Source organism: Thauera terpenica 58Eu, assembly GCF_000443165.1.
Lineage (GTDB): Bacteria > Pseudomonadota > Gammaproteobacteria > Burkholderiales > Rhodocyclaceae > Thauera > Thauera terpenica.
Map to the genome: position 1 here is coordinate 15,908 of NZ_ATJV01000053.1, position 23,464 is coordinate 39,371.

The 23,464-nt window shown below is 66.9% G+C and carries 19 protein-coding genes; 12 read left to right on the forward strand and 7 right to left on the reverse strand.

The genetic code is table 11. The annotated features are described in order from the left end of the window. Nucleotides 1-5: 5 nt before the first annotated feature. The gene (locus M622_RS29845; RefSeq protein WP_021249313.1) at nucleotides 6-2,483 is read right to left on the reverse strand and encodes an LPS-assembly protein LptD; all 2,478 of its coding nucleotides are present in this window, start codon (nucleotides 2,481-2,483) and stop codon (nucleotides 6-8) included. A gap of 99 nt (nucleotides 2,484-2,582) precedes the next feature. Between M622_RS29845 and M622_RS29850 the strand changes: the two genes are divergently transcribed. The 9 genes from M622_RS29850 (at nucleotide 2,583) to hemF (ending at nucleotide 12,351) form a co-directional block, all read left to right on the forward strand. Continuing rightward, nucleotides 2,583-3,641, forward strand: a complete 1,059-nt coding sequence (locus tag M622_RS29850) for an aminoglycoside phosphotransferase family protein (RefSeq protein ID WP_021249314.1) — start codon at nucleotides 2,583-2,585, stop codon at nucleotides 3,639-3,641. Nucleotides 3,642-3,686: 45 nt separating this feature from the next. Continuing rightward, entirely contained in the window at nucleotides 3,687-4,427 is a 741-nt protein-coding gene (murU, locus tag M622_RS29855) for an N-acetylmuramate alpha-1-phosphate uridylyltransferase MurU (protein ID WP_021249315.1), read from the forward strand. Nucleotides 4,428-4,524: 97 nt separating this feature from the next. Next, nucleotides 4,525-5,880 carry an aminopeptidase P N-terminal domain-containing protein gene (locus tag M622_RS29860; protein ID WP_021249316.1) on the forward strand — a complete coding sequence of 452 codons (1,356 nt, stop codon included), beginning with the start codon at nucleotides 4,525-4,527 and terminating at the stop codon, nucleotides 5,878-5,880. Then, a complete protein-coding gene (locus tag M622_RS29865) occupies nucleotides 5,873-7,066 on the forward strand; it encodes an FAD-dependent monooxygenase (RefSeq protein ID WP_021249317.1) in 1,194 nt (397 codons plus the stop codon). Before M622_RS29860 ends, M622_RS29865 begins: the two co-directional genes overlap by 8 nt. Before the next feature lie 137 nt (nucleotides 7,067-7,203). Next, entirely contained in the window at nucleotides 7,204-8,226 is a 1,023-nt protein-coding gene (dusB, locus tag M622_RS29870; protein WP_021249318.1) for a tRNA dihydrouridine synthase DusB, read from the forward strand. Next, the gene (locus M622_RS29875) at nucleotides 8,223-8,462 is read left to right on the forward strand and encodes a helix-turn-helix domain-containing protein (RefSeq protein WP_021249319.1); all 240 of its coding nucleotides are present in this window, start codon (nucleotides 8,223-8,225) and stop codon (nucleotides 8,460-8,462) included. Before dusB ends, M622_RS29875 begins: the two co-directional genes overlap by 4 nt. An 87-nt stretch (nucleotides 8,463-8,549) precedes the next feature. Beyond that, nucleotides 8,550-10,145: a bifunctional phosphoribosylaminoimidazolecarboxamide formyltransferase/IMP cyclohydrolase gene (purH, locus tag M622_RS29880; protein ID WP_021249320.1), complete on the forward strand. Its 1,596-nt coding sequence runs from the start codon at nucleotides 8,550-8,552 to the stop codon at nucleotides 10,143-10,145. Nucleotides 10,146-10,158: 13 nt separating this feature from the next. Next, on the forward strand, nucleotides 10,159-11,436 hold the full coding sequence (gene purD / locus M622_RS29885) for a phosphoribosylamine--glycine ligase (protein ID WP_021249321.1): 1,278 nt from the start codon (nucleotides 10,159-10,161) through the stop codon (nucleotides 11,434-11,436). A 6-nt stretch (nucleotides 11,437-11,442) separates the two neighbouring features. Beyond that, nucleotides 11,443-12,351, forward strand: coding sequence for an oxygen-dependent coproporphyrinogen oxidase (gene hemF / locus M622_RS29890; protein ID WP_021249322.1), 909 nt, complete (start codon nucleotides 11,443-11,445; stop codon nucleotides 12,349-12,351). A 78-nt stretch (nucleotides 12,352-12,429) separates the two neighbouring features. Here the strand turns inward: hemF and M622_RS29895 are convergent, their stop codons facing one another. Genes M622_RS29895 through hemC form a run of 4 tightly spaced genes read right to left on the reverse strand, consistent with a single transcriptional unit; the run spans nucleotide 12,430 to nucleotide 16,718 of the window. Then, on the reverse strand, nucleotides 12,430-13,656 hold the full coding sequence (locus M622_RS29895; RefSeq protein WP_021249323.1) for a heme biosynthesis HemY N-terminal domain-containing protein: 1,227 nt from the start codon (nucleotides 13,654-13,656) through the stop codon (nucleotides 12,430-12,432). 10 nt (nucleotides 13,657-13,666) lie between these two features. Continuing rightward, on the reverse strand, nucleotides 13,667-14,983 hold the full coding sequence (locus tag M622_RS29900) for a uroporphyrinogen-III C-methyltransferase (protein ID WP_021249324.1): 1,317 nt from the start codon (nucleotides 14,981-14,983) through the stop codon (nucleotides 13,667-13,669). 9 nt (nucleotides 14,984-14,992) lie between these two features. Next, nucleotides 14,993-15,778, reverse strand: a complete 786-nt coding sequence (locus M622_RS29905; RefSeq protein WP_021249325.1) for a uroporphyrinogen-III synthase — start codon at nucleotides 15,776-15,778, stop codon at nucleotides 14,993-14,995. Nucleotides 15,779-15,785: 7 nt separating this feature from the next. Beyond that, nucleotides 15,786-16,718, reverse strand: coding sequence for a hydroxymethylbilane synthase (gene hemC, locus M622_RS29910; RefSeq protein ID WP_021249326.1), 933 nt, complete (start codon nucleotides 16,716-16,718; stop codon nucleotides 15,786-15,788). A 31-nt stretch (nucleotides 16,719-16,749) separates the two neighbouring features. On the opposite strand from hemC, the gene M622_RS29915 reads away from it, so the two are divergent. After that, a complete protein-coding gene (locus M622_RS29915) occupies nucleotides 16,750-17,289 on the forward strand; it encodes a thioredoxin fold domain-containing protein (RefSeq protein ID WP_157282011.1) in 540 nt (179 codons plus the stop codon). A 69-nt stretch (nucleotides 17,290-17,358) separates the two neighbouring features. Continuing rightward, the gene (gene ppc / locus M622_RS29920) at nucleotides 17,359-20,109 is read left to right on the forward strand and encodes a phosphoenolpyruvate carboxylase (RefSeq protein ID WP_021249328.1); all 2,751 of its coding nucleotides are present in this window, start codon (nucleotides 17,359-17,361) and stop codon (nucleotides 20,107-20,109) included. Here ppc and M622_RS29925 read toward each other — a convergent pair whose 3' ends face one another. Both M622_RS29925 and M622_RS29930 read right to left on the reverse strand, forming a co-directional pair. Beyond that, nucleotides 20,110-20,886 (reverse strand): LytR/AlgR family response regulator transcription factor, encoded by a 777-nt coding sequence (locus tag M622_RS29925; protein ID WP_021249329.1) that lies wholly within the window; start codon nucleotides 20,884-20,886, stop codon nucleotides 20,110-20,112. It abuts the gene before it with no gap. Next, entirely contained in the window at nucleotides 20,883-21,911 is a 1,029-nt protein-coding gene (locus M622_RS29930) for a sensor histidine kinase (RefSeq protein ID WP_021249330.1), read from the reverse strand. Before M622_RS29930 ends, M622_RS29925 begins: the two co-directional genes overlap by 4 nt. A gap of 98 nt (nucleotides 21,912-22,009) precedes the next feature. On the opposite strand from M622_RS29930, the gene argH reads away from it, so the two are divergent. After that, nucleotides 22,010-23,455 carry an argininosuccinate lyase gene (gene argH / locus M622_RS29935; RefSeq protein ID WP_021249331.1) on the forward strand — a complete coding sequence of 482 codons (1,446 nt, stop codon included), beginning with the start codon at nucleotides 22,010-22,012 and terminating at the stop codon, nucleotides 23,453-23,455. The last annotated feature ends 9 nt before the right edge of the window (nucleotides 23,456-23,464 follow it).

Sequence of the window (23,464 nt, forward strand, 5' to 3'; positions counted from 1 at the left end):
CGCAGTCAGTCGAAACCGAACACGCGATCCGCCGAAGAGTCGTTGATCTTGCCATAGCCAGGCACGCTGCGCGTGATCAGGCTGAGCGGATTGGAGCCAATGCCGGCGAGGTCGTTGAGTTCGAGCTGGACGTAAATGGCCTTGGAGACATCGTCACGCTCGATCGCGAAGCGGTGCATGGCGACGCGGAACACCCAGCAGCCGCCGTCGTACTCCAGGCCACCGATGGCTTCGGTGACGCGATCGTCAAGCAGGGAGTGCGTCACCCGGCCCACGCCGTACCAGCCACGACCCAGCGGCCATTGCCCGGACACGTCGACGTCCTCCAGACCGACAAGGTTCTCGGCGATACGCAGGTTGGGCGCATAGCGGTAGCTCAGGTTGAGCACCTTGGCGTAGTCGGGCTGATAGCGCACGCTGGCGTTGACGCGGTCCGTCCGCGTCGTCTCGGTGTTGTACTGCACGTAGGAGCTGACCGAAAACTCCTTCGAGATACGCCCACCCAGTCCGGCAAGCAGTTCGGTGCCGCGGCCGGCGTCACGCAGCTCATCCGCGCTGTAAAGATAGACCTCTTGATCGGAAAAATAATAGCGCTGGCCGAGCATGGCGCGCAGGCGTTCGACGCCGCTCTCGGCATCGATGAGGCGGGTGGTCACCGCCGCCGTGAGGTCGTTGGCGTCGCCGATGCGGTCGGTGCCGGAAAAACGATTCTCCGCAAACATCTGCGCGAAGCCCACATCGAAGCGGCTGGCGTCGAAGAGCGGGATATCTTTCTGGTCACGCGAGGGCACGCGCAGATAGTAAAGCCGCGGCTCCAGCGTCTGCAGATACTGCCCACCGAAGATGAAGGTGTCACGCTCGAAGAAAAGCCCGGTGTCGGCGGACATGATGGGCAGGGAACGGGTGATGGCTTCACGCCCGTTCGGCGTGAGCGGCGAGCGGTCGAGATCGTAGCGCGAGTAGTGCACACCCACCTTGGGGGTGAAGAACCAGGCGGCGCCGGCGAGCGGCAAGGACAGCTGAGGGTAGACGACGAAACGCGTGCCCTCGTCCTTGTTCAGGTCGGCATCCTCGTGGGCAAACCTGACCAGTTCGCTATCGAAGTCCGCGACCAGCCCGGCGGGCAGGTCGGGACGCGCACCTGACACCTTCAGCTGCGGCAGTCGACGATAAGGCGAGATGTTGCGCGAGTCGGGGTCGGGGCTCAGGGTCTGGTAGCTCTGCGCCAGCAGGGAGGCCGTCCACCAGCTTGAACCGTGATACACGAGCTGCCCCTGGCGGAGCAGGTTCACCTGCGAGGCCACGCCGACACGCGAGGACAGGTCCTCGAAGTAGGCATCATCCGAAACCGAGTTGTAATCGATCGCGCCATACAGGCTGGGCGTGATGCGCTGCTGATGCTGCACCGACGCCAGGGTACGCCGCTCGCCGCTCTCGCGATCCTTCCCCATCCACTCGGTCTGCACCGTGCCGCGGTAGTCGTCGGCCATGTAACGGAACTCGCCGCCGAGCTGGAGCCCGCGCCGGCCCATGATGCGCGGCGCGATGGTGGCGTCGTAGTTGGGCGCGATGTTCCAGTAATAAGGCGCGGTGAGATCGACCCCGGTCTTGTTCGACGAACCGAAGGTCGGCGGCAAGAGGCCGGACTGGCGCTGCCCGGTGAGCGGGAACTCCGCCCACGGCATCCAGAAGATAGGCGTATCCATGAACACGATCGAGCCACCGTGGGCGGTGCCCACCTCGCGGTCGTAGTCGAGTTCGAGTTCGCGCGCCTTGATGTACCAGTCCGGATTGCTGGCCTCGCAGGTGGTCCAGGTGGCGTTCTTGAGCCGGTACTGATTCTCGCCTTCCAGTCGCAACTCGTCGGCCTTGCCGCTGCCGGCCACGATGCGGGATTCCTCGCCGCTGAGGTTGGGCTGACGCTGACGTGAGAGCTGATAGACGGGCGACTCGAAGCTGCCGGTGCTCTGGCCGATCACCAGCGTGGCCTTCGGGCCGACGATGGTGTCATCGCCCTGGCGCAGCTCCACGTTGCCTTCCGCCAAGGCCTCATCGGTCGGTTCGCGGTAGGTGACACGGTCGGCGGTGAGGATGGTGTCGTCACGCTGCAGTTCGGCCTCACCCTCGGCGACGAGCTCGATCGTGCGCGCGCCGACGATGCGCAGGGCCTTCACCGAAGTACTGCCCGCGGGCAGGGCGAGCGCAGGCACGGGCTGGGTGACGGACACGCGCGCCTGCGCGGGTGAACCGGGTGCTGGCGAAACGGCGTCTGCCGCAGGCGCCACCTTGGGGCTTGCAGCCGACGCCGCACCTGGTTTGGGCGTGCGCGCAGCCGGTGGCAGCGGTGCTGGCCTGGCGGTTCGTTTGGCCTCGGGCACAAGATCGGGCGACACCAGCAGCGGCGGCAAGCCGGCAGCGATGGCGGTGCCGGACATCCAGCACAGCAAAAGGGGAATCAGACGCAGGCGGGTATTGAGGGGCATGACAGGCTAGCTTTTCCTGTCGTTCGCAGGGCAATCCCCCGTCGCACGACCGTGTTGATAAACTCGCGGATTGTACACGAACACCCGTGGAGAACTTGTTTGCAACGTCTCGAAGAACTGCGAAGCTGGCTCGCGTCCGCCCTGCCCGACCAGGCCTTCACGCTCGCCCCGGCCTCGGCCGACGCCAGCTTCCGCCGCTATTTCCGCGTCAGCTTTGCCGACGGCAGCCCCTCACGCATCGTCATGGACGCCCCGCCCGAGAAGGAAGACAGCCGCCCCTGGCTGCAGGTCGCCGAACTGCTCCGCAGCGCCGGCGCCCACGTTCCCGAGGTGCTGGCTACGGATGTCGAGCGCGGCTTCCTGCTGCTGTCCGACCTTGGCTCGACGACTTATCTCACCGCCCTCAGGGGCAGCGAGTCGCCGACGAATGAATTGCAGCACACGGCCCATCTGCAACACGCCGCCAACCTCTATGCCGACGCCCTCGGCACCCTCGCCGCCATCCAGTGTGCGAGCCGCCCCGGTGTGCTGCCCGACTACGATCGCAGCCTGCTCCTGCGCGAGATGATGCTGTTTCCCGAGTGGTACCTCAGCCGCCACAAGGGGGTGACGCTGAGCGATGCCGACACGGCGACGCTTCACGCCGTGTTCGAGCGCATCCTCGCGGTGAACCTCGACGAACCCAAGGTGTTCGTGCATCGCGACTATCACTCGCGCAATCTGATGCTGCTCGAGCCCGCCGCCGGCCTCGGCGCCAACCCGGGCATCATCGACTTCCAGGACGCGGTGTACGGCCCCATCACCTACGACTTGGCCTCCCTGTTCAAGGACGCCTACATCCGCTGGGACGAAGACTTCATCCTCGACCTGCTGGTGCGCTACTGGGAAACGGCAAGAAAGCTCGGTCTGCCGGTGCGCGCAGAGTTCAGCGATTTCTTTCGGGACTTCGAGTGGATGGGCGTGCAACGTCACCTCAAGGTGCTCGGCATCTTCGCCCGCCTCCACCACCGCGATGGCAAGGACGGCTACCTGGCCGACATGCCCCTGGTGATGGACTACCTGCGTCGCGCCTGCAAGCGCTACCGCGAACTCGGGCCGCTGCTGAAGCTGCTCAACCGCATCGACCCCGAAGACACCCGCGTCGGCTATACCTTCTGACGCCCGTATTTTGAAATCCGTATTTTGACCACTCCTCCCAAAGCCATGATCCTTGCCGCCGGCCGCGGCGAGCGCATGCGCCCCCTCACCGATCACACGCCCAAGCCCCTGCTCTCAGTCGGTGGCAAGCCCCTCATCGTGTGGCACATCGAAGGCCTGCGCGCCGCAGGCGTGACCGAAATCGTCATCAATCACGCCCATCTTGGCCACCGCCTGATAGACGCGCTCGGTGACGGCCACGCGCTGGGGGTGCGCCTCTGCTGGTCAGCCGAGCCGCTTGCACTGGAAACCGCCGGCGGCATCCGCCACGCACTGCCGCTTCTGGGCGAGGCCCCCTTCATCGTTGTCAATGGCGACGTGTTTTGCGATGCCGACCTGGGGGCGTTGTGCCGCGCCGCTCAAGCCCTGGGCGCGGGCCCCGGCCTCACCCAGGGCGAGCTCGCCCACCTGCTGATGGTGGACAACCCCGAGCATCACCCTGCGGGCGACTTCCACCTCGACGCCGGCGCACACTTGCACGCTGAGGGCAGCCCGCGCCTCACCTTCTCCGGCCTGGGCGCCTATCATCCCGCGCTCTTCGCCGAGCTCGCCGACGGCAACGCTGCCAGGCTTGCGCCGCTGCTGCGCACCGCCATGGACGCGGGCCGGGTCAGCGGCGCTCACCACGGCGGGCGCTGGGTCGACGTCGGCACACCGGCCCGGCTCGCGGCGCTGGACGCAGCCTTGAACGCCGAGCGGGTCGCAGCGGAAAAGGCCGGCTTGCGCACCCTGCGCGGCGCACACTGACGCACTTGTGGACCGACCCGCAGTCACAGCGCACACGCGTCCCGCGCTGTGTCCCGCCCCGAATGCAGCCGATCAGCCCATGCCATAATCCATCGCCATGAACGCACCGACCACGCCCGAGCTCCACCCCGCCCTCGACCTCGCCCCTTTTCGTGCCCGCCGTGAGCGCCTGCTCGCGCGCATGAAGGCCAAGGGCGGTGGCGTCGCCATCCTGCACACCGCGCCCGAGCGCATCCGCAACCGTGACGCCCACTACCCCTACCGCCACGACAGCTACTTCTATTACCTCACCGCGTTTCGCGAACCCGAGGCCGTCATCGTGCTGGTCGCGGGCGAGGACACGAAGCAGATCCTCTTTTGCCGCGAGAAGGACGAAGAGCGCGAGGTCTGGGACGGTTTTCGCTACGGCCCTGCAGCGGCGCGCGAGATCTTCGGTTTTGACGAAGCATGGACCATCGGCGATCTGGAAAAACGCCTGCCCGACTACCTCGCTGACCAGCCGCTGCTGTGGACCGGCCTGGGCTACGACAACACCTGGGACGCCAAGGTCCTCGGCGCCCTCAACGCGGTGCGCGACAAGGCCCGCAGCGGCCTCACGCCGCCGCACTCGGTGCGTGACCTGCGTGCCGAGCTCGACGAGATGCGCCTCATCAAGGACGCCTCCGAGCTGGCCACGATGCGCCGCGCCGCACGCATCTCCGCCGCCGCCCACTGCCGCGCGATGCAGGCGACACGGGCCGGCCGCTTCGAGTACGAGATCGAGGCCGAGCTGCTGCACAGCTTTCGCCGCGCGGGAAGCCAGGCCCCCGCCTACACCTCGATCGTGGCCGGCGGGGCCAACGCCTGCGTGCTGCACTACGTCGACAACGACCACCTTCTGCACGACGGCGAGCTGCTGCTCATCGACGCCGGCTGCGAACTGGACGGTTACGCCTCGGACATCACCCGCACTTTCCCGGTCAACGGCCGCTTCAGCGGCGCGCAACGCGAAGTGTACGAAATGGTGCTGGCCGCACAGGATGCCGCCCGTGAGGCCACCCGCCCGGGCGCGCACTGGAACGAGCCCCACGACGCCGCGGTGAAGGTGCTCGCCCAGGGCATGCTCGACCTCGGGCTGATCAAGGGCAGCCTCGATGGCGTGCTGGAGAACGGCGACTATCGCCGCTTCTACATGCATCGCACCGGCCACTGGCTGGGCATGGACGTGCATGACGCGGGCGAATACAAGCTCGACGGCGAGTGGCGTGCGCTGCAGGAGGGCATGGTGCTGACGATCGAACCCGGCTGCTACATCCGCGCCGCCGCCGACGTGCCCGAACACTTGTGGAACATCGGCATCCGCATCGAAGATGATGCCGTGGTGACCGCCAAGGGCTGCGAGCTCATCACCGCGGACGTGCCCAAGACCATCGCCGACATCGAAGCCTTGATGCGGGAGACGCCTCATGTCTAACGAAGGCACGCGCAGCACGCACGACCTGCTGATCATAGGCGCCGGCCCGGTCGGCCTGGCACTGGCGCTGGCGCTCAAGGACGCAGGGCTCGACATCGTGCTCGCCGATGCCCGCCCGCGTACGGTGGTGAGCGCAGACCCGCGCGACCTCGCGCTCGCCCACGGCAGCCGCCTCACGCTGCAGCGCCTGGGCGTGTGGGATGCCATCGCCACCACGGCCATTGAACACATCCACATCTCGCAGCAAGGCGGCTTCGGACGCACGCTTCTCGACGCCGCCGAACACGAGCTGCCCGCGCTGGGCTACGTCGTATCGGCAGGCGGGCTCACCGCCGCCTTGCGTGCGGCGGTGGACGCGGCCGGCATTGCGGTCATGGACGAAACCGAAGTCCTCAATCTGGCACCCGGTGCCGACGACATCATCGCCAGCCTGGGCGGACCGGGGCGCCCGGCCACCACCCTGAGCGCGCGTCTGGCCGTGTGCGCCGAGGGTGGCTTGCGCGCCGGCGACCCGAACGTGATCGAGCACGACTACCAGCAGCACGCCCTGATCGCTCAGCTCGGCGTCGCCGGCGGCCACCGCAGCACCGCTTTCGAGCGCTTCACCGACGAAGGCCCGCTTGCCTTGCTGCCCAAGGACGGGGGCTACGCGCTCGTCCATGTGGTGCGCCCAGACAGCGCGGACGCGCTCCTCGCGCTCGACGATGCGGCCTACCTGGCTCGCCTGCAGGCCCACATCGGCAATCGCGCGCGCCTCACCAACGTGAGCAAGCGGCTGCGCTATGCGCTCGTGCTGCGCTACCGCAAATCCGCGATCGGCCAGCGCACGGTGTGGCTGGGCAACGCCGCGCAGACCCTGCACCCGGTCGCAGGGCAAGGCTTCAACCTCGCGCTGCGCGACGTGTGGGCGCTCGCCGACACACTGCTGCGTCATTGCAGCGAGGCTGCGCCCGGCGCCCGGCGCGACCCCGGCAACACCCGCGTGCTCAGCGACTATGCCCGCCGCCGCGGGCTCGACCGCCTGGGTACGATACGTTTCACCGACACCCTGGCGCGTGTTTTCAGCAACGACATCGCGCCCTTGCGTCACGCCCGCGGCGCCGCGTTGTTCGCGCTCGATGTGTGCCCACCCCTGCGCCACTTCATCGCCCGCCGCATGATGTTCGGTGCTCGCGCCTGGCCCTGAACCTCGCTGCGCTGGGCGGGCCACGCAGGCGGGCAAACCCCCTGTGGGAGTGTAATTTCGGCATCCTCAAGTGGCGCGGGGCGGCAGGCGGCGCCGTCATCGGTTAAAATCCCGCTTTTTGCCGCCTGACCAGACACATGCAGTTTGCCGGTTTCACCTTGCGCAACAATCTTTTCGTCGCTCCGATGGCCGGAGTGACGGACCGTCCTTTCCGCCAGTTGTGCAAGAAACTCGGCGCCGGCGTCGCCGTGTCCGAGATGGTCACCTCCAACTCCCTGCTCTACGGCAGCGAGAAGACCCAGCGCCGTGCCAATCATGAGGGCGAGGTCGATCCCATCTCGGTGCAGATCGCGGGCGCAGACCCGGCCATGATGGCCGAGGCCGCGCGCCACAACGCCGACCGCGGCGCACAGATCATCGACATCAACATGGGCTGCCCAGCCAAGAAGGTGTGCAACGTGATGGCGGGCTCGGCGCTGATGCAGGACGAGGCGCTGGTCGCCCGCATCCTCAACGCGGTGGTCAAGGCCGTGCCGCACACGCCGGTCACGCTCAAGTTTCGCACCGGCTGGAATCAGGACAACCGCAACGCCCCGGTGATCGCGCGCATCGCCGAAGATTGCGGCATCCAGGCCATTGCCATCCATGGCCGCACGCGCGCTGACCAGTATCGGGGCGACGCCGAATACGACACCATCGCTCACGTCAAGACCCTGGTGCGCATCCCGGTGATTGCCAATGGCGACATCACCACGCCGCAGAAAGCCAGGCAGGTGCTCGAGTACACCGGCGCGGACGGCATCATGATCGGCCGCGCGGCGCAGGGCCGACCGTGGATCTTTCGTGAGATCGAACACTTCCTTGCGACGGGCGAAGTGCTCCCGCCGCCGCTGGTCAGCGAGATCAATCAGGTGTGCCGCGAACACCTCACCGATCTGTATGCCTTCTATGGCGACGAACGTGGGGTCAAGATCGCGCGCAAGCACATTTCCTGGTACACCAAGGGCCTTGTCGGCTCAGCCGCCTTTCGCCGCACCATGAACCAGATTCCCGACATCCCCGCGCAGCTCGCCGCAGTGGATGAATTTTTCGGTCGTCTCGCCGAAGCCGATCTCCGCCTGAGCTACGAGACCGAACCCGCGCAGGAACTCGCAGCATGAATGCCCGCAGCAACGAGATCGCGGACGCCGTCGTCCGCACGCTGGATCAATACTTCCGCGACCTCGACGGCGAAAAACCGGCCGCCATTCATGACATGGTGATCCGCAACGTCGAGCGCCCGATGCTGGAGTTCATCCTCCAGCAGGCCAAGGGCAATCAGACCGTCGCCGCCGACATGCTTGGCATCAACCGCAACACGCTGCGGCGCAAGCTCACCGACTACGATCTGCTGTAGGCGCACAGCCACCGCCGGATCGCGCGCCGTGCTCAAGCCCGGCGCCTCGATTCCACCTGTTTTTCAATCCTCGCTTCCGGTCCCACGATGAAAGTCACTCAAGCCCTGATCAGTGTTTCCGACAAACGCGGCGTGCTCGATTTCGCCCGCGAACTCGCCACGCTCGGCGTCAAACTGCTATCGACCGGCGGCACCGCCAGCATGCTGCGCGAAGCCGGCCTCACGGTCACCGACGTCTCCGAGCACACCGGCTTCCCGGAGATGCTCGACGGCCGCGTCAAGACCCTGCACCCCAAGGTGCATGGCGGCATCCTCGCGCGCCGCGACCTGACCGAACACATGGACACGATTGCCGCGCACGACATCGGCCGCATCGACCTCGTGGTGGTGAATCTCTACCCCTTCCAGCAGACCGTGGCCAAGCCCGACTGCACCCTGGAGGACGCGATCGAGAACATCGACATCGGCGGCCCGACCATGGTGCGCGCTGCGGCCAAGAACCATGGCAATGAAGAAGGCGGGGTGGGCATCGTCACCGACCCCGAGGACTATGCGGCCATCGTCAGCGAACTCCAGTCCAATGGCAGCAAGCTCAGCCACAAGACGCGCTTCGCGCTCGCGGTGAAAGCCTTCACCCACACCGCACGCTACGACTCGGCGATCTCCAACTACCTCACCGCGCTGGTCACCAACGACGCCGGTGACGTGTCGCTGCAGAGCTACCCCGAGCGCCTGCAACTGGCCTTCGACAAGGTGCAGGACCTGCGCTACGGCGAGAACCCGCACCAGAGCGCAGCCTTCTACCGCCAGCCCGGCGCCGCCGAAGGTGGGGTTGCCGGCTATACGCAGCTGCAGGGCAAGGAATTGTCCTACAACAACATCGCCGACGCCGATGCGGCCTGGGAGTGTGTGAAGGCCTTCGAGCACGACGGCGCAGCCGCGGCCTGTGTCATCGTCAAGCACGCCAACCCCTGTGGCGTGGCAGTGGGCGCGAGCGCCCTGGAAGCCTATACCAAGGCCTTCTCCACCGACCCGACCTCGGCCTTCGGCGGCATCATCGCCTTCAATGGCGAAGTCGACCGCAGCACGGCGGAGGCGGTGTCGGCGCAGTTCCTCGAAGTGCTGATCGCGCCCTCCTACAGCGCCGACGCGCTCGAGCTGCTCGCCAGCAAGAAGAACGTGCGCGTGCTCACCTGCGCGCTCGGCGAGCCCACCAGCGCCTTCGACTACAAGCGCGTGGGCGGTGGCCTGCTGGTGCAGAGCGCGGACGACGCCCGCATCCAGCTCGCTGACCTCAAGGTGCTCACCCGTCGCGCGCCGTCAGAGAGCGAGCTGCGCGACCTGCTGTTCGCCTGGCGTGTGGCCAAATACGTCAAGTCCAACGCCATCGTGTACTGCAAGGACGGCATGACTGTCGGCGTTGGCGCAGGCCAGATGAGCCGCGTCGACTCCGCCCGCATCGCCAGGATCAAGGCCGAGAACGCCGGGCTGAACATCGCGGGCTGTGTGGTCGCCTCCGACGCCTTCTTCCCCTTCCGCGACGGCCTGGACGTGCTGGCTCAGGCCGGCGCCACCGCAGTGATCCAGCCCGGTGGCTCGATGCGTGACGAGGAGGTGATCGCTGCCGCCGACGAGCACGATATCGCCATGGTGTTCACCGGCTTTCGCCACTTCCGCCACTGATCCGGAGCATTTCATGAAAGTCCTCGTCATCGGCGCCGGCGGCCGCGAACATGCGATCGCCTGGAAACTCGCGCAATCGCCCAGGATCACCGAGGTGCTGGTGGCGCCAGGCAATCCCGGCACGGCGCGCGAGCCCAAGCTGCGCAACCTGGCACCGAGCGCGGTGGCCGATCTGGTCGAACTGGCGCAGCGCGAGCAAGTGGGCTTCACCGTGGTCGGCCCCGAGGCGCCGCTCGCCGCCGGCGTGGTCGATGCCTTCCGTGCTGCCCAACTGCCGATCTTCGGCCCGACCCGGGCCGCGGCCCAGCTCGAGAGCTCGAAGGATTTCGCCAAGCAGTTCCTCGTCCGTCACAACATCCCTACGGCGAAATACGAGACTTTCTCGGACGCGGCGGTGGCCCATGCCTACATCGAACGCGAAGGCGCACCGATCGTGATCAAGGCCGACGGCCTGGCGGCAGGCAAGGGCGTGGTGGTGGCGATGAGCGCGGACGAGGCTCACGCCGCAATCAACATGATGCTGCTCGACAACAAGATGGGCGATGCGGGCGCACGCGTGGTCATCGAAGAGTTCATGGAGGGCGAGGAAGCCAGCTTCATCGTCATGGCCGACGGCAGGAATGCGCTCGCGCTGGCCACCAGCCAGGACCACAAGCGCCTGCTGGACGGCGACCGGGGGCCGAACACCGGCGGCATGGGCGCCTACTCGCCCGCGCCGGTGGTCACGCCCGAGGTGCACGCGCGCGTGATGCGCGAGGTCATCCAGCCCACGCTGGCCGGCATGGCCGCCGAAGGCCTGCCCTACACCGGCTTTCTGTACGCCGGCCTGATGATCGATGGCGAGGGCAGTCCGCGCGTGGTGGAGTTCAACTGCCGCCTGGGCGACCCGGAAACGCAGCCCATCCTGATGCGGCTCAAGAGTGATCTCGCCGATCTGGTCGAAGCAGCGATTGCCGGCACACTCGATCAGAGCAAAGCCGAATGGGACCCGCGTTTCGCCCTTGGCGTCGTGCTCGCAGCTGCGGGCTATCCGGACAGTCCGCGCAAGGGTGACCCGATCACCGGCCTGCCCACGCATGCGCTCGCAGATGCGCACGTGTTCCATGCCGGCACGGCCGAACAGGATGGCCAGGTCGTGACCGCCGGCGGGCGCGTGCTGTGCGTGACCGCACTGGGCGAGGACGTGCACGCGGCACAGCAGCGCGCCTACGCGCTCGCCGCCGCCATCCATTTCGACGGCTGCCAGTATCGCCGCGACATTGGCCACCGCGGCCTGGCACGTGCGAGCTGAAGCGCGATGAATCCCGCCACCCTCAAGCCCTGGTTCAGCACGCTGCAGCAGACCATCGTCAGCCACCTGGAAGCCTTTGATGGCAAGCTTTTCCAGACTGACAGCTGGGAGAGGCCTGGCGGTGGTGGCGGGCTGACCCGCGTCATCGAGGAGGGCAATTTCTTCGAGCGCGGCGGGGTGAATTTTTCCCATGTAATGGGTGAGGCCATGCCGGCCTCAGCCACCGCGCATCGCCCCGAACTCGCAGGTCGCCGCTTCGAGGCCATGGGCGTGTCGCTGGTGCTTCACCCGCGCAATCCGCATTGCCCGACGGTGCACATGAACGTGCGCTGCTTCCTCGCCCTGGCCGAAGGCAAGGCGCCGGTGTGGTGGTTCGGCGGCGGCATGGATCTGACGCCCTACTATCCGCTCGAAGAAGACGTGCGCCACTTCCACGCCACCTGCAAGGCCGCCATCCTGCCCTTCGGCGGCGAAGCCGAGTACGCGCGCCTGAAGGACTGGTGCGACCGCTACTTCTTCCTCAAGCATCGCAATGAACCCCGTGGCGTCGGCGGGCTGTTCTTCGACGATCTCGGTGCCGACGGCCAGACCGACTTCGACACCGCCTTCGGTCTTACCCAGTCAGTGGGCAATGCCTTCCTTCCCGCTTACCTGCCCATCATCGAACGCCGCAAGGACCTTGCTTTTGATGAGCGCGAACGCGACTTCCAGGCCTACCGGCGCGGGCGCTACGTGGAGTTCAATCTGGTCTTCGACCGCGGCACCTTGTTCGGCCTGCAGTCGGGCGGACGCACCGAGTCCATCCTGATGTCGATGCCGCCGATGGTGAAGTGGCGCTACGACTGGCATCCCGAGCCCGGCTCAGCCGAAGCCCGGCTTTACGAGGACTACCTCAGGCCGCGCGACTGGGCCTGAGTACGCGCCCCGTCGGGCTGAAGGGCGTGCTGTGTTACTGAACGCAGCTGCGCCCAGCACACAACAACAAGACTCCGCTCAGGCGGGCAGCAGGGCCAGGCGGGATTTCTGCCCGCCCGCCACGAGCTCAGCGGCTGCGCGGTAGTGGCCTTGCGCCTCGTCCCTGCGTTCGAGACTCTCCAGCAGGTGGGCAAGCGCGAGATAGGCCTCGACTGTGGCGCCATGCTGGATGGAAGACTCGAGGTAGCTCTGCGCCTTGCCCCACAGTTGGGCATTGATGCACAACTGGCCCAGAGAAAACAGCAAGCCCGCATCACGCGCCTGCTGCGGCAACCAGCTCTCGGCCTTTTGCAGGCAGGCACGGATGTCGCCCTCGCCTACCGCACACCACGCGTACTGACGCGCAAGGTCAGAGTCCCAGCGCTCGTCGAGCAGGCGCTCGACCTGCTTGCGCGCAAGCTCACCATGGCCCACGCGCGCCAGCAGCGGCAACACGCGCTCGATCAAGCCACGGTCCTGCAGCTCATTGGTCGGAATCTGCTTCCAGTACGCGCCCAGCGCTGCGCCGTCGCCCGCGAGCTCGCGCATGCGCTCGACGTGAGCACGGCGCAACATCGGCGCCGCCTGCTCTTCAGTCAGCGCCTTGTGCTTGCGCAATTGTCGAACGGTGGCGACCAGTTCCTCCCAGCGCCCCAGCGCCGAGGCCACGCTGGCCTCGAGGCGCAGCATGGCAATATGCCTATGCCCAGCCTCGCGCAAGCTCGCCAGACGCGCCCCCGCCTCGTCGAAACGACGCCCCTCGACGGCAAGCTCGGCTTCGGTCATCAAGAGTGCGACATCGTCCCTGGCGCCTTGCTTCGCGCTCTGCTCGGCGGCATGCCCGAGCCATTCGCGATATCGCTGCTCATCGTGCAAGGCGTGGGCGGCACGCGCGGCAACGAGCGCGGCCACTGATGCCTCATCACCGATTTCGTAGGCGCGTGACGCCGACTTGAGCGATTGTGCGAAGCGACCTTCAAACAGCGCATGGATGGAATCGGTCAGCGCGCGGCCTGCGCGTTCACGCCGGCGTCGCTCGCGCCACTGTGCGACCCGGGTCGGCAGTTGCAGGGTTCGGCTGATCAGACGCATGAGCGCGTACCCAAGGGCAGAGCCCACGACCACGATGACCACGAGCAGATTCAGCGACAACTGCACGCGCCAGGGCGGCATCACCAGCAGAACGTAACCATCGTTGAGGCCGGCCACCATCGCCACACCGACGGCAATGGCGAAGATGCCAATCAGCCAGATCAGAGTACGCATCGCGGCCCCCTCACTGTGCCGCGGACGCGGCGGGCGCGTCCGGCTCGGCGTCGGCAGCAGGCGGCGAAACGGTCTCGTCGGCGTTTGCGGCAGCTTGCGAAGCGAGCTCAGGAGACTCCTCGACTCGCTCCTGAGACGACAGCTCAGCTGCCGCGTCCGGCATCGAACCGAGCTGCGCCGCCCCGCCCCGCACCTGCATGATGCGCAGCGCGGTAAAACTCTCGGTGAGTGTGGGCAACTCGGTCCGGATGGCCACGGCCTCGAGCGCGCTGAGCTCCTGCAACGCCATCTTCACGCGCTCGTCGCGCTGGTCGAAGAAGCGCTCGATCCAGACCCGTGCCTGCGCGAGATCGGCACCATAGGTGCGAGCGTCGCGGGCGAGCAGCGCCAGACGCGCGGTGAGCAGCCTGATCTTGAGGTTTTCACGCAGGAAAGCATTCTGCGCCGGCGCCAGCAGCACCGGGTCGTCCTGGTCGAGACGCTCCATGCGCACCAGACCGCGCACTTCGCGCCACACATCGTCGGCCAGCTCACGTGCGAGGCCGATTCCTTTCGTCATCCAGTCGCCCCCTGCGGCAGCATCGGCATCGGCCGTGGCTGCCGCCATGGCAGGCGCTGGCAACTGACCCTCGTAGGCCAGCGGCATGGCATCGGCACGCTCGAGAAGTCGCTCCAGGCGCAGACCCAGACCAGACACATCGACAACGGGCTGTAATTTCAGCGCCTCGATGTCATGCGCAAGCGCCCGCCGCAGCGGGGCGTACTGGCCGCGGTCGTGCGTCGCCAGCCGGGCATCGGCCTGATTGAGCGCAATCAGTGCCGCCTCCACGTTGCCGGCGAGCTGGAGTTGCTGGGCCGCCAGGGCAACCGCCTGCTCGACCTCCGCCACCACGCCGTCTTCGCGCGAGCGGGAAAATTCCTGATACAGCGCCTCGAGCGCGGCGGCCTGACCCTCGGTCGCTTCAACCTTGGATTCGAGCGCACCCAGCTTGCCCTGCAAGGAGGCCATGGTCTCCTGCTGCTGACGCACGATGCCGCGCGCCTCGCTGGCCAGGCTCTCGCTCTCGGCGAGGCGGCTGGCCAGCGTTTCACGCAGCTGGGCGGACTGGGTGTGCGTGTCGCGCGCCTGCCACACGGACCAAGCGGCCGCGCCACCCGCTGTGAGCGCCACCAGCAAGGCCCACCAGGCGATGGTCTGGCGCGCTGACACGGTTTCGGCGGCGCCGGGCTGGCTCGTCGGTGTCGATTGTTCGGGCATGGAGGCGTCCTTGCGGGATGATTGGGCGGCGCCCGGCGGCAGGGTCAGTGCGGGAATTTCTTCGTTCATGGTTGCAGTTTAACCAAAGTGCTTCGTCAATGCCTGCAGCAGACCGTCGTCACCGGCCTCGGTCTCGATGACGTTGACAAAGCCAGCGGCGCGCGCTTCGGTGCCGATGCGCGCGTGCGAGGCGAACACCACGACTTCGCGCAAGGCGTGCATTGCGTGCTCACCCAGCATCACCTTCAGGTTGCGTACGCCCTCGCTGCTGGTCAACAACAGCGCATCGAGTTCGCCACGCGCCGCCGGCTCGAGCAGCAGCGCCGGGTCAAGCTGCGGACAGGAGCGCTGGTAGCAGGTGACGTATTCCACCTCGGCGCCACGCGTGCGCAGCGTGTCCCGAATCAGGTCGCGCCCGCCATCGCCACGAAAGATCAGCACCTTGCGCCCACCCATGGCCGCCGCAGAGAACTCGGGCAAGGCCAGTACCGACTCGCTATCGAAGCCGTCCTGCGGCACCACCGCATCACTGAAACCACGCTCGATCAGCACCTTCTCGCTGCCCTTGCCCACGGTCGCCACACGCAGTCCGGACGGCCAGGTGCGGCGCGCGCCGACAAACTCGAGCGCATGATGAATGGCATTGGGGCTGACGAAAAAGGCGAAGTCAAACTCGTCCAGACGCGGCACGATGGCCTCGAGCTCGGCAGTATCGGGCGCCGGAGCGATCGCCAGCACGGGAAAGCGGATTGCGCGTCCACCGCCCGCCTCTATGCGTCGGCACAGGGAGTCGGCCTGCTCCAGGGGTCGCGTCACGACCAGCGTGCGGCCTGCCAGCGGCGCCTGCGTGGACTCAGTCGACATGTGCAACTCAGCCAATGTCCGCAAGAATCGCTTCCGCGCCCTGCGCACGCAGATCCTCGGCCAGAGCCTTGCCCAGCGCCTCGGCCGCGGCCGCCGCGCCCTCGCTCTGGGCACGCACGATTTCGCTGCCATCCGGGCGGGCGACAAAGCCGCGCAGCCAGATCCTGCCCTCGCGCATCAGCGCATAGGCGCCCAGCGGCACCTCGCAGCTGCCGGCCAGCGCGCGCGCCACCGCACGTTCGGCGAGTACGCAGGCAGTGGTGTCGGCGTCAACCAGGGGCTGCAGCCAGCCGATGATGTCCTTGCGCGCCGCCAGGCATTCGATGCCCAGCGCGCCCTGGCCGGCTGATGGCAGCGACACCTCGGCCGGCATCACCGAGCGGATGCGCTCACCCATCCCGAGCCGGGTAAGGCCGGCAGCAGCGAGGATGATGGCGTCGTACTGGCCTTCGTCGAGCTTGCGCAGACGGGTGTCGAGATTGCCACGCAGGCTGGTCACGCCCAGAAAGGGATATTGCGCATGGATCTGCGATTCGCGACGCAGCGAGGAGGTGCCCACCACCGCGCCTGGCGGCATGTCGGCGAGGCTTTCGTAGCGGTTGGAGACAAAGGCGTCGAGCGGGCTTTCGCGCGCGGTGATGCAGGGCAGGGCGAACTCCTCACCCATCAGCATCGGCACGTCCTTCATCGAATGCACGGCGATGTCGGCACGGCCGTCGAGCAGCGCGTTCTCGAGTTCCTTGACGAACAGTCCCTTGCCGCCGACCTTGGCCAGCGGTCGGTCGAGGATCTGGTCGCCACGCGTGGTCATGCCCAGCAGTTCGACGCGACAGGCGGGATACAATCCCTCGAGGCGGGCCTTGATATGCTCTGCCTGCCACAGGGCAAGACGACTTTCACGGGTGGCGATGACGATACGCTCGGGGTTCGCTAGGCTCACGATTGGGATCACTCAAGAACAGGATTCGGTCATGCTAGGGATGCTCGACTTTCGCCGCACCGCAGCATCAGGGTTCGCACCAATGGTGCGCAAGGTGGCTGCGATTCTAGCATGCGTGCCGATGGCGCTCTCAGCGGCACCGCCCATGCAGCCCAAGGCGATGGAGACCTTGCCGCAGGCGACCAACCTCGCACGTGATGCGGCGACGATGCGCGAAAAACGCATGCCGATGCTGGTGCTTTACAGCCAGCACGGCTGTCATTTTTGCGCAACCGCGCGTAGTTATCTGGCGCCGATGGCGGCGGCCGAGATCAGAGGCCGGCATGTCCTCTTCCGTCAGATCGACATCGACTCCGATGCCGGGCTGGTGGATTTCTCGGGCACGCAGTCAAGCCATCGCGCCGTGGCAAAGGCACAGAAGGCGAGCTTCACGCCCACGGTGAGGCTGTTCGACGCTGACGGCCGCGCCATTGGCGAGGACATCGTCGGACTGCGGCTGGAGGACTTCTATGGCCTGTATGTCGACAACGCGATCGCACAAGCACGTCGCCACATGGGCGCCAGTGACTGAGCATACGAACCCCGCGCACAAAGCCTGATCGGCCGCGCGCAACCTGCAACCCTTTTAGCTCCTCTCGAGATGACCCACGACAAAGACGCGCCGCTGCGCGAAGACATCCGCCTGCTCGGCCGCCTGCTCGGCGACACCGTGCGCGACCAGCAAGGCGCAGCCGCATTCGAACTCATCGAACGCATCCGCCAGAACTCGGTGCGCTTTCACCGCGACGACGACAGCGCGGCTCGCCGCGAACTCGAGGATCTGCTCGACGCCCTGTCGCGCGAGCAGACGATCCAGGTCGTGCGCGCCTTCAGCTACTTCTCGCACCTCGCCAACATCGCCGAGGACCAGCACCACATTCGTCGCTCGCGCGCGCACCTGATCGCCGGCTCAGCGCCGCGTGAAGGCAGTCTGGCGCACGCCATCGAGGCCGTGCTCGGCAGCGGCACGGCCGACTCCGCTGCGCTGATGGCATTCTTCGACAGCGCGCTGGTGTCGCCCGTGCTCACCGCCCACCCCACCGAGGTGCAGCGCAAGAGCATCCTCAACTGCGAAACCGTGATCGCCCGTCTGCTCGACGAGCGTGACCGCATGCTGCTGACCCCCGACGAAGCCGAGGCCACGCTCGAGGCCCTGCGCCGCGCGGTGCTCACCCTGTGGCAGACGCGTGTTCTGCGCACCGCCAAGCTGTCGGTGATCGACGAGATCACCAACGGCCTGTCCTACTTCGACACCACCTTCCTGCGCGAACTACCGCGCCTCTACGCCGCCCTCGAAGATCGTCTTGCCGCCGCCTCCCCGGGGCTGGGCGGCACCGAACTCGCGCCCTTTCTTCAGGTTGGGAGCTGGATCGGTGGCGATCGCGACGGCAACCCCTTCGTCACCGCCGAGGTGCTTGACAAGGCCCTGGCGATGCAGGCCACGGTGGTACTCGAGTATTACCTCAACGAGTTGCATTCCCTGGGTTCGCAGTTGTCGATGAGCCAGGGGCTGGTCAGCGCCTCGGATGCGCTGCAGGCGCTGGCCGAGCGCTCGCCCGACACCTCTGCGCACCGCCGTGACGAACCTTATCGGCGCGCGGTGTCCGGCGTCTACGCCCGTCTCGCCGCCACCTATCGAGAACTTCTCGGCACCGCGCCACCCCGCCATGCGGTGGCCAGCGCCGAACCCTATGCCGACGCCGCCGCTCTGGTAGCCGACCTCGATACCGTGCACCACTCGCTCGTTGCCAACGGCGCGGCGACGCTGAGCCGTGGCCGCCTGCGCCAGTTGCGGCGCGCAGCCAAGGTGTTCGGCTTTCACCTCGCGCCCATCGACCTGCGCCAGAACTCGGACGTGCACGAACGCGTCATCGCCGAACTGCTCGAGATCGCCTGCCCTGGCACCGACTATCGCGCCCAGGACGAGGCCGGCCGCTGCGCACTGCTGCTCGAGGAGCTCGCCACCGCGCGCCCACTGGCCTCGCCGCACGTGAAATATTCGGAAGAGAGCGAGGGCGAGCTGGCGATCTTTCGCAGCGCACGTCGCGCCCATCTGCGCTATGGCACGTCGGCGATCCAGAACTGCATCATCTCCAAGACCGACGACGTCTCCGACCTGCTCGAACTGGCGGTCTTGCTCAAGGAAGCCGGCCTGCTGCGCCCGCTCGAGAATGCGCTCGACGTCAACATCGTCCCGCTGTTCGAGACCATCGATGACCTCGAGAACGCCGCTGGCGTCATGGAGCGCCTGTTTTCGCTGCCGATCTATCGCGCACTGCTGGGCGCGCGCAAGCACACACAGGAAGTGATGCTGGGCTATTCGGACAGCAACAAGGACGGCGGCTTTCTCACCTCAGGCTGGGCGCTGTACAAGGCCGAAAGCGAGCTCGTCACCACCTTCGCCCGCCATGGCGTGCGCCTGCGCCTGTTCCACGGCCGCGGCGGCTCGGTAGGCCGCGGTGGTGGGCCGAGCTATCAGGCCATACTCGCCCAGCCCGACGGCGCGGTGCAGGGCCAGATCCGGCTCACCGAGCAGGGTGAGGTGATCGGCGCCAAGTATGGCAACCCCGAAGTGGGCCGCCGCAACCTCGAGGTGCTGGTGGCGGCGACCCTGGAAACCAGCCTGCGCCCAGCCGGCGATGCGCCCACCCCACCGGCCTTCGTGGCCGCCATGCAGGCACTCTCGGATGCGGCCTGCACCGCCTACCGCGGCCTGGTGTACGAAACCGAGGGCTTCGAACGCTACTTCTGGGAGTCGACCGTGATCAGCGAGATCGCGGCGCTCAACATCGGCAGCCGCCCGGCCTCACGCAAGAAGAGCACCGCAATCGAAGACCTGCGCGCGATTCCCTGGGTGTTCAGCTGGTCGCAATGCCGGGTGATGCTGCCGGGCTGGTACGGTTTCGGCAGCGCGGTGCAGGCCTTCCTCGCGCAGCACCCCGAGGACGGGCTCGCGCTCCTGCAGCGCATGGCGCGCGAGTGGTCCTTCTTCGCCACGCTGCTGTCCAACATGGACATGGTGCTGGCCAAGAGCGACCTCGCAATCGCCAGCCGCTACGCCGATCTGGTCAAGGACGTGAGCCTGCGCGAGGCGGTGTTCGGGCGCATTCGTGCCGAGCACCAGAGCACGGTGCAGGTCTTGCTGCAGATCACCGGCCAGACCGAGCTGCTCGAGGGCAACCCGCTGCTCAAGCGCTCGATCCGCAACCGCTTCCCCTATCTCGATCCGCTCAACCACGTGCAGGTCGAACTGCTGCGCCGCCACCGCGAGCACGGCGAGGACGTGCGCATCCGCAACGGCATCCACATCTCCATCAACGGCATTGCCGCCGGGCTGCGCAACAGCGGCTGATCACAAGCGCAGCGCCTGCCGTACCGCCGGCCACTGGCGGCGGCTCACCGGCAGGCGCTCATCGACGCCCTTGAGCAGCACCTCCCAGTGGCCCTCGGCCTCAGGCTCGCCGACGCGCTCCACGCCCTGCACCGCCGCGCGCGCGACCAGGCAGTTGCGATGCAGGCGCAGCAGGCGCTGGGGGAACTCCTGCTCGAGCTGGACGAGGGATTCATCGAGCACATAGTCGCGCGCTAGCGTGCGCGCGGTGACGTACTTCAGCTCGGCCTTCAGGTAGAGCACCTCCTCGATCGCCAGCAGCAAGATGCGGCCGCGCTCGCTGATGCTGAAATGTCGACGCTCACCCGGCGCCAGCGCGGCAAGCCCCTGGTCGCTGAGCGCCTGCGCACTGCCCAGCTTGGCCAGCGCCATCGCCAGACGTTCGGCCCGCACAGGTTTGAGCAGGTAGTCGATCGCCGCAAGCTCGAAAGCTTCGACCGCGTACTGGTCATAGGCGGTAACGAAGATCACCGGCACGGGCGCAGGCAGGCGCGCGAGATGACGCGCGAGCTCGACCCCGTCCATGGCCGGCATGCGAATGTCGGCCAGCACCACGTCAGCGCAAGCGGTTTCGAGCAGGCGCAGGGCTTCGATGCCGTTGGCGGCCATGCCGACGACGACGCTGGGGCAGGTGGCGGCGATGTCGCCGAGCAGATCGCGCAGACGGGCGCGCGCAGGCGCCTCATCATCGACGATCAGCACGCGCAGCGCGCCCGGCAGCTGGGCAGGGATGTTCATGGCGGCGAGGTCCGATAGGGCAGACGGATGCGGACACGATAGCGTCCGTTGCTACAGGCGTTGTCGAGTCCGGCCTCGAGATCGAAGAACAGCATCAGGCGCTCGCGGATGTTGTCCAGCGCCATGCGGTTACCCTCTGGATGGCGTGCGACCCCGGACACCGGGTTGTCCACCTCGAGGCGCAACTCATCGCCGCGGCGCTCGATGCGCACGCGCACCTCGCCACTTTCGGCCGACGGTTCGATGCCGTGATACACCGCGTTTTCGAGCAAGGGCTGCAACAACAGCGCGGGCACCTGGGCGCGCATCAATGCGGCGTGCTCGGGCGTGCCGGAAACGGGCAAGTCCCAGCGCACCGCCAGACGCTCTCCCAGGCGCAGGCGCTCGAGGTCGATATAGCGCTCGCACAGCGCCATTTCATCGCCGAGCGGGACCAGCTCCCGGTTTTCACGCATCAATACACGAAACAGGTCGGCGAGTTCTTCCAGCGCACGCTCGGCACGGCGCGGATCGCTGCGAATCACGCCCAGCACGCCATTGAGGCTGTTGAACAGAAAGTGCGGGCGAATGCGGGCGCTCAGCGCCTGCAGACGTGCCTCGGCCAGTGCCGGCGAATAGCGCCGGTTGCGGTAGTCGAAATAGAACAGGCACAACAAGGCCGCCGCCAGCGCCCAGGCCAGATGGCGGAACAGGCTGCCACCGTCGATGAGGGGATAACTGAGCACCACCGCCAGCACCACCAGCGCCAGCACCCCGGCCTGCGCAAGCTGCGCTGGCCACGCCCGCAGCCAGGGCGATGCCAGATAAAGCAGCAGCACGATGAACAGCAGCGGCAGCTCGACGCGCCCCGCCATCAAGGCCGCCTCAGCGAGCAGGCGCCCGCCTTCATCCACACGTACCAGCAAGGTGGCGAGCGCGAACAGATTGACCACCACCAACAGGCGCAGGATGACACCGAGATTGCGGAAATCCGGCAGCGTCGCCGGTGCGCCAAGTGCCGCGGATTTTTGCTTTATACTTTCCATCGACTTTCCATCGCACTTCCGTGCCGCAACGGCGGCGGAACCCCCTCATGCATGGCCTGTCGCACCGGGCCGGCCGACACTCTTTCCCGAAACGCATTATGACAGACACCCCGACTCCGGCTGCCGGTGCCCACCCGCCTGCACACGACGCTGCCAAAGCCTGGTCCGGCCGCTTCACCGAACCCGTCTCCGAACTCGTCAAGCGCTACACCGCGTCGGTGCTTTTCGACCAGCGCATGGCTGCGCAGGATATCCGCGGCTCGCTCGCGCACGCGAAGATGCTGGCGCGTCAAGGCATCATCGCCGCATCCGACCTCGCCGACATCGAGCGCGGCATGGCGCAGATCCAGGGCGAGATCGAACGCGGCGAATTCGCCTGGAGCCTGGACGACGAAGACGTCCACCTCAACATCGAAAAACGCCTCACCGCGCTCGTGGGCGATGCCGGCAAACGCCTGCACACCGGCCGCAGCCGCAACGACCAGGTCGCCACCGACATCCGCCTGTGGCTGCGCGACGCGATCGACCAGATCCTCGCGCTCGTCGTCGACTTCCAGAAGAATCTGCTCGACGTCGCCGAAGCCAATGCCGACACCCCGATGCCCGGTTTCACCCACCTGCAGGTCGCGCAGCCGGTCACCTTCGGCCATCACCTGATGGCCTATTACGAGATGAGCCGGCGCGACGCCGAGCGTTTCAAGGACTGCCGCAAGCGCACCAATCGCCTGCCGCTGGGCAGCGCGGCGCTGGCCGGCACCAGCTTCCCCATCGACCGCGAGTTCGTCGCCGCCGAGCTCGGCTTCGACGAGGTCTGTGCCAACTCGCTCGACGCCGTCAGCGACCGCGACTTTGCGATCGAGTTCTGTGCGGCCGCGGCGCTGCTGATGACGCACCTGTCGCGCCTGTCGGAAGAGCTGGTGCTGTGGATGAGCCCGCGTGTGGGCTTCATCGACCTCGCCGACCGCTTCTGTACCGGCAGCTCGATCATGCCGCAGAAGAAGAACCCCGATGTCCCCGAGCTGGTGCGCGGCAAGACCGGCCGTGTCAATGGCAGCCTGATCGCCCTGCTGACCCTGATGAAGGGGCAGCCACTGGCCTATAACAAGGACAACCAGGAAGACAAGGAGCCGCTGTTCGACACCGCCGACACGGTGATCGACACCTTGCGCATCTATGCCGACATGATCACCGGCATCAAGGTCAAGGCCGATGCCATGCGCGATGCGCTGTCACAAGGCTATGCCACTGCCACCGATCTTGCCGACTATCTGGTGAAGAAGGGCCTGCCCTTTCGCGACGCCCACGAGGCGGTGGCGCTGGCCGTGCGCGCGGCCGAGGTCAAGGGCTGCGACCTGCCGCAGTTTTCGCTCGATGAACTGCGCGTCGCCATGGCGCCGGTAGCGGGTGCAGCCCAGCGCCTGGATGATGAAGTGTTTGCCGTGCTCACGGTCGAAGGCTCGCTGGCATCACGCAAACACATCGGCGGCACCGCGCCCGTTCAGGTGCGTGCGGCGATCGCGCGTGCACGCGCTCAGCTCGGCTGAACAGGCACC